This window comes from Pseudooceanicola sp. HF7 (assembly GCF_011806405.1).
Taxonomy (GTDB): Bacteria; Pseudomonadota; Alphaproteobacteria; order Rhodobacterales; family Rhodobacteraceae; genus Pseudooceanicola.
This window is the reverse complement of record NZ_JAATOW010000006.1, coordinates 119,024-131,004: the sequence shown is the minus strand read 5'-3', so window position 1 is coordinate 131,004 and position 11,981 is coordinate 119,024. Positions and strand designations below refer to the sequence as shown.

General features: G+C 62.7%; 10 protein-coding genes. 2 read left to right on the top strand and 8 right to left on the bottom strand.

The genetic code is table 11. The features are described from left to right. Positions 1-102: 102 nt before the first annotated feature. The 8 genes from HCZ97_RS05350 to pyrH form a co-directional block, all read right to left on the bottom strand. Positions 103-837 (bottom strand): OmpH family outer membrane protein, encoded by a 735-nt coding sequence (locus HCZ97_RS05350; RefSeq protein ID WP_254871363.1) that lies wholly within the window; start codon positions 835-837, stop codon positions 103-105. A gap of 7 nt (positions 838-844) precedes the next feature. Beyond that, on the bottom strand, positions 845-3,043 hold the full coding sequence (gene bamA / locus HCZ97_RS05345) for an outer membrane protein assembly factor BamA (protein ID WP_368484326.1): 2,199 nt from the start codon (positions 3,041-3,043) through the stop codon (positions 845-847). A 302-nt stretch (positions 3,044-3,345) separates the two neighbouring features. Next, entirely contained in the window at positions 3,346-4,701 is a 1,356-nt protein-coding gene (rseP, locus tag HCZ97_RS05340; protein WP_167687643.1) for an RIP metalloprotease RseP, read from the bottom strand. After that, positions 4,701-5,891 (bottom strand): 1-deoxy-D-xylulose-5-phosphate reductoisomerase, encoded by a 1,191-nt coding sequence (gene dxr / locus HCZ97_RS05335; RefSeq protein ID WP_167687642.1) that lies wholly within the window; start codon positions 5,889-5,891, stop codon positions 4,701-4,703. The genes rseP and dxr overlap by 1 nt, the downstream gene beginning before the upstream one ends. Next, on the bottom strand, positions 5,891-6,691 hold the full coding sequence (locus tag HCZ97_RS05330) for a phosphatidate cytidylyltransferase (protein ID WP_167687641.1): 801 nt from the start codon (positions 6,689-6,691) through the stop codon (positions 5,891-5,893). The genes dxr and HCZ97_RS05330 overlap by 1 nt, the downstream gene beginning before the upstream one ends. 10 nt (positions 6,692-6,701) lie before the next feature. Next, positions 6,702-7,433, bottom strand: a complete 732-nt coding sequence (uppS, locus tag HCZ97_RS05325) for a polyprenyl diphosphate synthase (protein WP_167687640.1) — start codon at positions 7,431-7,433, stop codon at positions 6,702-6,704. Positions 7,434-7,489: 56 nt separating this feature from the next. After that, positions 7,490-8,053 (bottom strand): ribosome recycling factor, encoded by a 564-nt coding sequence (frr, locus tag HCZ97_RS05320; protein WP_167687639.1) that lies wholly within the window; start codon positions 8,051-8,053, stop codon positions 7,490-7,492. 198 nt (positions 8,054-8,251) lie between these two features. Further along, positions 8,252-8,983 carry a UMP kinase gene (gene pyrH, locus HCZ97_RS05315; RefSeq protein ID WP_167687638.1) on the bottom strand — a complete coding sequence of 244 codons (732 nt, stop codon included), beginning with the start codon at positions 8,981-8,983 and terminating at the stop codon, positions 8,252-8,254. A gap of 104 nt (positions 8,984-9,087) precedes the next feature. Here pyrH and miaA point away from each other — a divergent pair, with 104 nt between their 5' ends. Then, positions 9,088-9,969 carry a tRNA (adenosine(37)-N6)-dimethylallyltransferase MiaA gene (gene miaA, locus HCZ97_RS05310; RefSeq protein ID WP_254871362.1) on the top strand — a complete coding sequence of 294 codons (882 nt, stop codon included), beginning with the start codon at positions 9,088-9,090 and terminating at the stop codon, positions 9,967-9,969. A 368-nt stretch (positions 9,970-10,337) separates the two neighbouring features. Continuing rightward, entirely contained in the window at positions 10,338-11,978 is a 1,641-nt protein-coding gene (locus HCZ97_RS05305; RefSeq protein ID WP_167687636.1) for an ABC transporter substrate-binding protein, read from the top strand. Positions 11,979-11,981 lie beyond the last annotated feature (3 nt).

The window sequence follows — 11,981 nt, the reverse complement described above, 5'->3', positions numbered from 1 at the left end:
CATCCTCTTGGAAGTAGCGGGCCCGCGACGGCCCTTCTTTTCAGCTTGTCCCTAGCAAGACATCGGGGCTGCGGCAAGCGCGGCCAATCCGGCGACCATCTGTCAGGGATCCGTTTTGTCGCCGTTTTCCGGTGCCTGACTGTTAGCTCCATCGTCAGCGGACGTGGCCGGATCGGCTGCGGTATCATTGCCTTCCGGACGGGCTTCGCCCGCCTCCGGTAGGGTGTTGGCATCGGAGTCAGCCTGCGGTTCCTCTTGCAATAGGGTCGCGTCAATTCGGGCGACGGCCTCATCGGTGATATCGACCACCTCCCGCGACAGGAAGACACTGTGCTGTTCCAACATGACTGCCGCACCGGCTTCACGCATGATGTCCTTCAGGACGGGTTCGGCGGCGGAAAGGAACTGCTGGCGGGCCGCATCGCTGCTTTGCCCGAAATTCACGGCGCGCTCTTCACGCTCCTTGCGGATTCGGGTGACCTTTTCATCGAAGGCTTCCGCCAGAGCACGGAAGGCATCCGGATCCATGGTCGCGCGCCGTTGGGTAAGGCTGCGTTCCTCGTCGGCCAGCTTGGCCTCGAGCTCGCGGTTCTCGGCAGCGATGGCGGCGGCTTCCGCCTCCAGCTTGCTGGCCAGGACCTGGCCGAAGCGGCTGCCGGAAAACAGGCGTTCACTATCAATGGTCAGAACAGGACTGGTGGGAAGCGTTGCTTCCGCAGCAGCAGCCGGCGCCGTTGGGGCCTGCTGCGCCAGAAGTGGTGCCGGGCCCAGGGAAAGGCCCAGCACAAGTACCGGTAGAAGACGGCCAAGCCGGCGGAGCGGACAAGCCGTCATCATGTCAGCCTCAGAAGTTCGTCCGGATGGTCAGGTCGAAGTTCTGCTCTTCGTCGAATTCTTCCTTCTGAAGAGCGCTCGACCAGTTGAAGCGCAGCGGACCAATCGGCGTATCCCAGAAGAGCGACACACCAAGCACCTGACGCGCGGAAGCATCGGCATAGAGGATGTTCGACGCGTTGCCGTCGACACCCCAGGCGCTGCCCACATCATAGAACAGGCCGCCGCTCACGCCGTATTCAGCCGGTAGGCCAAGCGGGAATTCCATGTCGAACTGGGCCACTGCATAGGCCGTCGCGCCGATGGCATCGTTGTAAGACCCAGCCTGGTACTGACGCGGACCAAGTCCGTCCGGGGTGAAGCCACGCATGATGCTGCCGCCGATCAGATAGCGATCCGTGACCAACGTATTGGAGGAACCCAGCGTCTCGATCGAACCGGCGCGGAAGGTGGCGCGAAGGGTTACGTCCTCGTTCCAGACCTTGGTCTGCGCAATCGCGCGGGCCGAGGTACGGACGTATTCCGTGTCGCCACCGACGCCAGCAAAGTCCTGGCCGAACTCAAGCAGGACGCCCGCGTTCGGGTTCAGACCGGAGAGCCGGGAGTCGTAGGAATACTTGTAGCCCACGATGCTTGCCAGCACGTTGCCGCGCGCCGCTTCGGACTGGATCAGGGGACCCACGTTGGAGCCGGAGGGGATCGAGATATCCGTGCTGTCGATCGAATAGTGAAGATCAAGCGAAGACAGCTCACCCGCCGGGAAGACGAAGCCGGTGTTGAAGAGGCCCTGGGTGGTATCGTAGTTGGCGTAGTTCGATTCCGTGGTCTGCCAGCTACCGCTGGTGTTGAACCTCACGTCCCGTCCAAGGAAGTGCGGCTCAGAGAAGGCAAGGCTGTAGACCCGCTCGGAAGAGACGCCGGTAACCACAAGCTGAAGGTTCTGACCGCGCCCCAGGAAGTTCGCTTCCTGGAAGCTGACCGCCAGGCCGAAGCCATCGGTGGTCGAATAGGTACCGCCCAGAGAGAGAGAGCCGGTGGCCGTTTCTTCCACGTCAACGTCGACGATGACCTGATCCGAGGAAGAGCCCTCACGCGCATTGACCTGTGCATCGGCGAAGAAGCCAAGAGCGCGGATACGCTCTGCCGCCTCGCGAATGGCACGCGGGTTGAAGGGGTCGCCTTCCACCGTCTTGAACTCGGACCGGATGACACGGTCAAGCGTGGTGGTGTTGCCCTCGATGTCGATGCGTTCAACAAAGATGCGCGGACCACGGGTCAGTTCAAAGTCCACGTCCAGCGTCAGGTCGCGGTCATTGCGGGTGATGCGCGGCTGGACGCGCAGGAAGTCGAGCCCCTGGCGCACTGCCTGGCGTTCGATCCGCGCGACGGAGTTCTCAACCACCGTGGGCGAATAGACCACACCCGGCTTGACCTTGAGCACGTCGTTGTAGATCGCCGCATCGACACCTTCGTAAGAGCTGGTGGTGGTGATCTGGCCGAACCGGAATTGCTGCCCCTCTAGCACGTTGAAGGTCACTAGGTAGCCGTCACGCTCACGCGAGAGTTCCGCGTTCACGCCGGTCACACGGAAATCGACGAAACCGCGCGATTGGTAGAAATCGGTCAGCACCTGTTTGTCGAACTCGATCCGGTCCGCGATGAAGGTGTCGGAGCGGAAGAAATAGCGCAGCAGACCGGCCTGCTTCGATTGCAGGACCTGGCGCAGCCGGCGGTCGGAAAAGTTGCTGTTGCCCACGATCGAGATGCGCTCGACCTCGATGTTGCCGCCTTCGAAGACTTCAAAGACCAGGTCAACGCGGTTGTCGGAGCGGCGGATGATCCGCGGCGTGACGCGCGCGGCCAGCCGGCCCTGCTGGGAATAGGCTTCGGAAATCGCAGCGGCATCGGCTTCTGCCTGCGTGGGCGAGAAGACCTGCCGGGAAGAGGATTCCACGATCGCTGTCAGGGCTTCGTCATCGATCCGGCGGTTGCCCTCGAAGTTGATGACGTTGATCGTGGGATATTCCGTGACCTCGATCACAAGCGTATTGCCGCGCGGCGTGAGTTCCACCGTTTCAAAAAGACCGGAGGCGACGATCCGCTGGTAGGCATCGTTCAGCTGAGCTGCCGAGACAGCCTCTCCGCGTGCGATTCCCGCGTAGGAAATTATCGTTCCGGTCGGGATCCGTGCGTTCCCATCCACCGTCACGTTGCTGAAACTGTAGGCCTGCGCTTGGGCCTGTACCGGGCTAAGACCCGAAACTGCCGTGAGAAGCAGGAAAACCAGGGTCGGGAACAGCAGATGAAGGCGCCGAATGGGAAGAGACTCGGAGGCCTCCGCTGCGAGGTTCTTTGGCATTTTTGGGACCCGTTTAGACTTCCGTTCAGCAAGTCAGTATCGGGAATGATATCACTTGTCAAAATGCCCTGTCGGTCAATCTGCGCCCTATCGCGACGTCTCGGTGACAAGCTGACAGGCCGGGCAATTTCGCCCGGGTCGGCATGTCATGCTCAGGGGCAGAAAACGTCATTGCTGATGGCAAAGAGCATCAGGCCGATGACCAGTGTCAGCCCCGCCATCATAAGCACCTGAAGCGCCTTGTCAGAAGGCGGCCGGCCGGCAATCGCCTCATAGGCGTAAAAGACCAGGTGGCCGCCATCCAGCACCGGCACCGGGAAGAGGTTCAGAAGCCCTACCCCGGTCGAGAGCGCAGCGACGAACCAGACGAAGCTGACCACGCCTTGGCTGGCCATCGCGCCGGATGTCTTGGCGATGCCGATCGGACCGCTCATGTTGCAAGAGGAAATCGCACCGGTGAAGATATGATAGAGGCCGGACAGCGAGCTGGTGATCACGGCCCAGGTCTGGCTCACGCCCCCTGTCAGGCTTTCGAAGAACCCGGCACGGGTCGTCGCAAGATCAATCGCCATTCCACCGGCAATCCCGATCCGCCATTCGGTTCGGAAACCGCCCTCCGGGTTCGGCTCATCGACACGGCGCGGGGTCAGATCGAAGCTTAGCGGTTCTGCGGCCCCCTCGCGCCAGACGGTGAGCGCCAGGGTGGCACCGGCAGAGCCTTCCACCGCTTCCTTCAGCTGATCGAAGGCGAAGATGGGCGCGCCGTCCACGGCGGTGATCACATCGCCCTGCTCCAGCCCGGCCTCATAGGCGGCGGAGTTCGGGGCAAGCTGCAGGATGATCGCTGGGTAAAGGTAAGGCCCGGTCACGTTCAGCACGTCGTTCCCGCGCCGCACACGGTAGTCCATCTCCGGCGCGACAGGCAGCGCGGCGGAAAAGGCCGACATTGCCGCGCCGTCCGAGAAGGACGGCACGTCCACACCGCCGATGGCAAGGATCTCATCACCAGGTTGCAGGGTCTCCTCGGCGCTTTCCAGCGGTGGCAGCGGGCGGATATCGCCCACGGCCATCGGCTCTGCCACCTCTCCACGGAAGAAGAGCAGCATCGCGAAGAGCAGCGTCGAGAGGATGAAATTGAAGAATGGCCCGGCGGCGACCGTGATGGCTCGCGCCCAAAGCGGCGCGCCCTGCATCGTGGCCCGGCGTTCAGCAGCGCTCATGCCGCGAAGGGCCTCACCATCTGCCGTTGCCGAAGCCGCATCGCCATCGCCGCGGAACTTCACATAGCCACCGAACGGAAGAGCCGCGACTTGCCACCGGGTGCCGTGCCGGTCGACACGCGAGAACAGCACCGGCCCGAACCCGAGCGAGAAGACATCCGCCTTGATCCCGGACCAGCGACCAACGATGTAGTGCCCGTATTCATGGATCGCGACGATGATCGACAAGGCGATAATGAATGCGGCAAGCGTGTAGAGCGAGCTGCCGAACTCGGGCAGAAAATTCATCAGGAGATACCAGCCTTCTGTTCCGCGCCCGTTGAGATTTCCTCGGACGCGTAGTTCCGTGCCATCTGGTCCGCTGCCAGTACATGGTCAAGGGTACATTCCGCATCCAGCGCGCAACTGTCACCCTCTGCCCGATCAAGAACGCGCGAGACAAGCGGAGCCATGTCCATGAAACCGATACGCCGAGCCAGGAATGCGTCCAGCGCAACTTCCTTTGCAGCGTTCATCACGGCGCCAGACAGGCCGCCCCGTTCCATCACGCGCCGGGCAATGCCGAGGGCCGGGTAACGGGCCTCTTCGGGGAGGCGGAAATTCAGCGTGCCGACTTTTGCGAGGTCAAGTCGCGCAACCGGAAGGTCGACGCGTTCGGGCCAGTTCAGCGCATAGCCGATGGCGTGGCGCATGTCCGGCGCCCCCAAATGCGCAAGGATGGCGCCATCGACATGGCCCACCAGCGCATGGACCAGGCTTTCGGGGTGCACCAACACCTCGATCCGATCCCCGGAAATTCCGAAAAACTCATGCGCTTCAATAACTTCAAGCGCCTTGTTGAACATGGAGGCGCTGTCGATCGTGATGCGCTGCCCCATGTCCCAGTTGGGATGGGTCGAGGCCTGCTCAGGTGTCGCAGAGGCCAGTTTTTCAAGCGGCCAGTCGCGGAAGGCCCCACCCGAGGCAGTCAGGATCACGCGCTCCACGCTTTCGATCTGCTCGCCCAGCAGAGCTTGGAAGACGGCAGAGTGCTCACTGTCCACGGGAAGGATGCGCCCACCGCTGCGGGCCGCTTCGGACATGATGAGCGGGCCGGCGCAGACCAGGCTTTCCTTGTTGGCAAGCGCAAGGGCCGCGCCGTTCTTCAGGGCCGCCAGGCCGGGTGCCAAGCCAGCAGCGCCCACGATGGCCGACATCACCCAATCGGCAGGCCGCTGCCCCGCTTCGACAAGGGCCGCGGCGCCGGCGGCGCATTCAATCCCGGTCCCCGCAAGGGCGGCGCGCAAATCACCAAGACGGCTTTCATGGGCGGTCACGGCAAGCTTCGCGTTCAGCCGGATCGCATCCCGAGCCAGTAGCTCCACGTTGTGACCACCGGTCAGCGCCTCGACGGCGAAAGCCTCGGGCTGGCGGGCAATCAGGTCGATCGTGCTTTGCCCGATCGAGCCGGTTGCGCCCAGTATGGTGATCCGCCGCATCAGTTCATTCCCATTGTCGTCGTCGCGAAGAGCCCCGTCCAGGGCCCCGTCAGCAGCAGCATGAGAGAGGCCCCAAGCATTCCATCAAACCGGTCAAGCAGCCCGCCGTGTCCCGGGATCAGGTTGGAGCTGTCCTTGATCCCCACCTTCCGCTTCGCGGCGCTTTCGGCGATGTCCCCCATCTGGGAGGCCATGGAAAGCGCGACGGAAATCCCGGCAAGACCAGGGCCGAACCCGGACCAGACACCGAAAATCCCACCGACGACGGCAGCTGCCACCCAGCCCGCGATCGTGCCGGACCAGGTCTTCTTGGGGCTCACACGCGGCCAGAACTTGGGCCCACCGAACGCCCGCCCGGCGAAGTATCCCGCGATATCGGTCAGGACCACCACGGCCACCAGCCAGCCCAGCCACATGACTTCCTGGTCCATGCGCAGACGCGCCATGCCGTAGCCGGCCAGCAGGATCATCGCGGTGAAGGTCAGGAACATCGTGCGGCGTTGCGGGATCATGGAAATCCCCAGCATCGACGGCAACAGCAGCAGCGGAAGGCCAAAGCCCCGGGGCAGCACCAGTGCCAGCAGGAAACAGGCCGTCGCGGCCGCCCCCATCTGCAAGGCTCGGGTCTTGGCGTAGGGCGCGACCATGCGCGCCAGTTCCCAGACCATGCCGCCGCATATCAGCGCCAAGGCCGTACTGAAGAAAGGACCGCCCAAAAGGATCAATGCGATCCCGAGGACGACCATAACGACGCCGGAGAGGACCCTCGGCATCAGGTCGGACCAATTGCGTTCTGCCATAATTTGGCCCCTAGGCCTTTGCGCCGCCGTAGCGGCGTTCCCTCATACCATAGCTCTGGACGACACCCGCGAACACATCGCGGCTGAAATCAGGCCAGAGCGTATCTATGAATTCATACTCTGCATAGGCCGATTGCCAGAGAAGGAAATTGGAGATCCGCGCTTCTCCGCTGGTCCGGATCACCAGGTCGGGATCCGGCAGCACACAGGTATCAAGATATTTGGGAAGAGTTTCTTCGTCGATCTGGGCTGGATCAAGCCTGCCGGCCGCAACATCCTCGGCCAGACGCTTGGTCGCACGCGCCACCTCGTCCCGGCCGCCGTAGTTCAGCGCGATGGTCAGGTTGGTGCCCGTGCAACCGGCGGTCATTTCCTCAAGCTCGTCCATCAGGGACCGTAGCTTTTCGTCCAGCCCCGGACGGTCGCCGATAAAGCGCACCCGCACGTTCTTTTCGCGCAGGGCACGGGCTTCCTTGCGGATGTAGGACCGAAACAGGCTCATCAGGCCGGCGACCTCGATCTGGGTGCGCTTCCAGTTCTCTGTCGAGAACCCGAAGATCGTCAGGTACTTTACCCCCAGGTCGGGGCAGGCCTCGACGATCTCACGAACGCGGCGGGCGCCGGCGTGATGCCCGAAGAGACGCGGCCGCCCGCGCATCCGCGCCCAGCGGCCGTTCCCATCCATGATGATCGCAACATGGCGCGGGGCTTTCACCACCAGGGTTCCCTCGTCCTGCGCCATGAGCTCTCCTTCTGTCCTGACCACCGGCTATAGCCAGCTTTTCTTATCAAATCGTTTTAAACCTGCATGATCTCCGCTTGCTTGGTTTCCAGCGCTTCGTCGATCTTGCCGATATAGGTATTGGTCAAATCCTGCACTTCCTGTTCCCAGAATTTCTGGTCATCTTCGGAAAGGCCATCGGATTTCGCCTTTTTGACCTGATCCATGCCGTCACGACGCAGGTTTCTGACTGCAACGCGGGCATGTTCCGCATATTGCGCGGCAACCTTGGTCAGCTCGCGGCGGCGTTCCTCGTTCAGCTCGGGGATCGGCAGCATGATGATGGTGCCGTTCAGCTGCGGGTTGATCCCCAGGCCGCTTTCGCGGATCGCCTTCTCGACCTTGCCGACAAGACCTTTGTCCCAGACGTTGATCGTGACCATGCGCGGTTCCGGCACGTTCACGGTGCCGACCTGGTTGATCGGGGTCAGCTGGCCGTAGGCGTCCACCATCACCGGCTCCAGCATGGAGGCCGAAGCCCGGCCTGTCCGGAGCGAGGCGAATTCGGTCCTCAGGCTCGTCATTGCGCCATCCATGCGGCGCGCGAGATCGTCGGTATCCAGCTCGAAATCTTCAGCCATCTGCTCTTGGTCCTCGGTCTAGCGTGATGGCAGCACCTATAGCGCCACCGGGGCGAGCTTGTATAGCCCGGGACGCGGGGATTCCGGCCCATGCGCGGAAGCCCGAGCGCGTCACTTTGAAAGAAATCGGCCCGGCCAAGCCACGCGGCCCTCCGTGAAACGGATGACGTTGCGCAAGCGTACCGGGCCGTTGTCGGATCAGGCGTGAACCTTGGTATAGGTCCCCTGCCCGGCCAGGATGCCCAGGAAACCGCCCGGCTCATCCAGCGAGAAAACGATGATCGGCTTGCGGTTGTCGCGGGCCAGGGCGATGGCCGAGGCATCCATGACCTTGAGGTTCTTTGCCAGCACCTCGTCATAGGTCACGTCATCGTAGCGCTTCGCATCCGGGTTGGTCTTGGGATCGCTGTCATAGACCCCGTCGACGCCGTTCTTGCCCATGAAGATCGCCTCGCAGGCCATTTCATTGGCGCGCAGCGTGGCGGCGGTGTCGGTGGTGAAATAGGGATTGCCCGTGCCGGCGGCAAAGATGCAGACCCGCTTCTTTTCAAGGTGGCGCACGGCGCGGCGGCGGATATAGGGCTCTGCCACTTCGTTCATGGTGATGGCAGAGATCACGCGGGTAAAGACACCCAGCCCCTCAAGGGCGCTCTGCATTGCCAGCGCGTTCATCACCGTGGCAAGCATCCCCATGTAGTCGGCAGTGGTCCGCTCCATCCCCTGGGCAGAGCCGGCCAGACCGCGGAAGATGTTGCCACCGCCGATGACCATGCAGACCTCTACGCCAAGGTCGGCAACGGATTTCACTTCCTGGGCAATGCGTTCCACGGTGGGCGGATGCAGGCCGAACCCCTGCGGTCCCATCAGGGCCTCGCCCGAGATCTTGAGGAGCACCCGCTTGTAGGTGGTTTGAAGCGCGATATCGGCCATGTTGCATTCCTCTGCAGCGGGGTTCTAGGATCGCGGGCAAAATGTCCGAAAAGCCCTGCGGGTTCAATCCGCGAATTGGCCTTCGGCCCGTTCGGGAGTTCCCTTTGCAGAAGCCATGGGCAAAGCGCCTTTCCGTTACACATCCGGTACTTATCGCGGGGCCAACGGCCTCGGGAAAATCCGCCCTGGCGATGGAAATCGCGGCACGGGACGGAGGGGTCATCGTCAATGCCGACGCCATACAGGTCTATGACAACTGGCGCATCCTCACGGCCCGCCCGCCAGCAGAGGACGAAGAAGCCTTGCCACACAGGCTTTTCGGCCATGTCGGGCGGACGCATCCCTACAGCGTCGGCGAATGGCTGAGAGAGGTCGAAGCGATTCTGCGCGGCCCTGAGCGGGCGATCATCGTCGGTGGCACCGGGCTGTATTTCCGCGCCCTGACAGAGGGGCTGGCCGAAATCCCGCCGATCCCGGAAGAGGTCCGCGCCCAGGGCAATGCGCTGCGCGAGGCCGGGGAGATGGACGTCATGCGCCAGGCACTGGACGCCGAAAGCGCCGCACGGATCGACCTGGCCAATCCCGCACGGGTGCAACGCGCATGGGAGGTCTTGCAAAGCACCGGCCGTGGCATCGCCGCCTGGCAGGATGACACACCCGCGCCGCTGCTGCCGCCGGAATCCTGTGAAAGGCTGGTCTTTACCGCTCCGAAGGACTGGCTGAGCCCGCGGATCGAAAGGCGCTTCGACATGATGCTGGAGGAAGGCGCCCTTCAGGAAGTGGAGGATAACCTGCCCACCTGGGACCCCACCCTGCCATCGGCCAAGGCCATCGGCGCGCCGGAACTGGTGACCTACCTGCGCGGCGAATCGAGTTTCGAGGCGGCCCGCGAGAACGCGATCACCGCCACACGCCAGTTCGCCAAGCGTCAGCGAACCTGGTTCCGCGCCCGCATGAAGGACTGGCAGCCCATAGACCCGGATTGAACCGGCAAGCCTCGTCCCGGCACCCTTTGTTGATTGACCGCGGCACGGTCGGGCCGGGTACGTGACACCCCTGCGCCGCGTGGAGGCAAATGAAGCCTCCAAGTTCTGAAAAACGCGCTACTTTGACCTGGGAGTAGAGCGCGTGGCCGCCTTTTCACTTGGGATTGGGACCATGTCGCTTTTGAAATATAAATACGTCGCTTTCCGACCCCGTTATGGCGAACGTGCAGATTGACGGATCTTCCGCTTCCATGTGGAAATGATCGCGTCAGGTAAGACGCGCGAAAGGTGGGCGGGGAAAGATCTTTGGGCTTCGGGCCGGTCGGCCACCGGGGCATCGTGGAAGAAACGTCGCAGGGAGAACGTCAATGACGCATCGCAATCAACCGCAGGGGTCAGTCCATCCCGCGGCCCGCATGTACGCCGATGAGTTCAAGGCCGGCAAGCTGAGCCGCCGCGAATTCCTGACCCGCGCCACAGCCCTGGGCGTTGCCGCACCCACCGCCTATGCCCTTGGCGGGCTGGTTCAGCCCGCAGCAGCCCAGGAGACCCCGAAATCCGGCGGCACCCTGCGCGTGCAGATGGAGACCAAGGCGCTGAAGGATCCGCGCACCTACGATTGGTCCCAGCACGCCAACTTCTCTCGCGGCTGGCTGGAATACCTGATCGAATATCAGCGGGACGGCTCCTTCAAGCCGATGCTGCTTGAAAGCTGGGAGGTGAACGACAACGCCACCGAGTACATGCTGCACGTCCGCCCCGGGGTGACCTGGAACAACGGCGATCCCTTCACCGCCGAGGACGTGGCCTTCAACCTGGACCGCTGGTGCGATTCCACGGTCGAAGGCAACTCCATGGCCTCGCGCATGACGGTCCTGATCGACGAAAGCACGGGCAAGGCCGCCGAAGGGGCGATCACGGTGGTGGATGACCTGACGGTCAAGCTGGCCTGTTCGGCCCCCGACATCACGATCATTCCAAGCTTTGCCGATTACCCGGCAGCGGTGGTTCACCAAGGCTACGATGGCGGTGATCCAGCCGACAACCCGATCGGCACCGGCCCCTTCCTGCCTGAAACCAACGAAGTCGGCGTGACCCAGGTGCTGGTCAAGAACACCGACCACAACTGGTGGGGCGAAGGCGCCTGGCTGGACCGGATCGAGTTCATCGACTTCGGGACTGACATGGCCTCCTGGGTGGCAGCGGCCGATTCCGACGAGATCGACATGACCTACCAGTCGACCGGGGAATACATCGAGGTGCTGAACGCCATGGACTGGGTCCAGTCCGAAACGGTGACGGCGGCCACGATCTGCGTGCGTTTTAACCAGAGCCAGGAGCCCTACAGCGATCCAGAGTTGCGCAGGGCCCTTATCATGGCCGTGGACAACGAGGTCATCCTGGAACTTGGCTATGCCGGTTATGGCACCGTCGCGGAAAACCATCACGTCTGCCCGATCCACCCGGAATACGCGCAGATCCCGCCACTGCCCACGGACCCAGAGGCCGCGCTTGCCAAGCTCGAAGAGCTGGGCATGGCCGATACAGAGTTCGAGCTGATCTCCATCGACGACCAGTGGCAATCGGAAACCTGTGACGCGGTTGCGGCCCAGATGCGCGACGCCGGGATCAACATCAAGCGCACGATCCTGCCCGGCTCGACCTTCTGGAACGACTGGCTGGCCTATCCCTTCTCTGCCACCGAATGGAACATGCGGCCCCTGGGTGTACAGATCCTGGCGCTGGCCTATCGCAGCGGTGTGGCCTGGAATGAAAGCGCCATGTCCAACGCCGAGTTCGACGATTTGCTGACAGAAGCCATGTCCATCGCCGATGCGGACAAGCGCCGGGTGATCATGGCTCAGCTTGAACAGATCATGCTGGACGAAGGCGTGATGGTGCAGCCCTACTGGCGGTCCCTCTTCCGGCACTACAAGCCAGAGGTGAAGGGCGCGGAAATGCATCCGACCTTCGAGATGCATCACTACAAGTGGTGGCTCGACAGCTGACAG

Bases quoted from the DNA above. Each gene is read 5' to 3' on its own strand.
- frr (WP_167687639.1), bottom strand. From the start codon at position 8,053: ATGGCTGAAGATTTCGAGCTGGATACCGACGATCTCGCGCGCCGCATG.
- uppS (WP_167687640.1), bottom strand. From the start codon at position 7,433: ATGGCGCAGGACGAGGGAACCCTGGTGGTGAAAGCCCCGCGCCATGTT.
- HCZ97_RS05330 (WP_167687641.1), bottom strand. From the start codon at position 6,691: ATGGCAGAACGCAATTGGTCCGACCTGATGCCGAGGGTCCTCTCCGGC.
- pyrH (WP_167687638.1), bottom strand. From the start codon at position 8,983: ATGGCCGATATCGCGCTTCAAACCACCTACAAGCGGGTGCTCCTCAAG.
- HCZ97_RS05350 (WP_254871363.1), bottom strand. From the start codon at position 837: ATGATGACGGCTTGTCCGCTCCGCCGGCTTGGCCGTCTTCTACCGGTA.
- rseP (WP_167687643.1), bottom strand. From the start codon at position 4,701: ATGAATTTTCTGCCCGAGTTCGGCAGCTCGCTCTACACGCTTGCCGCA.
- dxr (WP_167687642.1), bottom strand. From the start codon at position 5,891: ATGCGGCGGATCACCATACTGGGCGCAACCGGCTCGATCGGGCAAAGC.
- HCZ97_RS05305 (WP_167687636.1), top strand. From the start codon at position 10,338: ATGACGCATCGCAATCAACCGCAGGGGTCAGTCCATCCCGCGGCCCGC.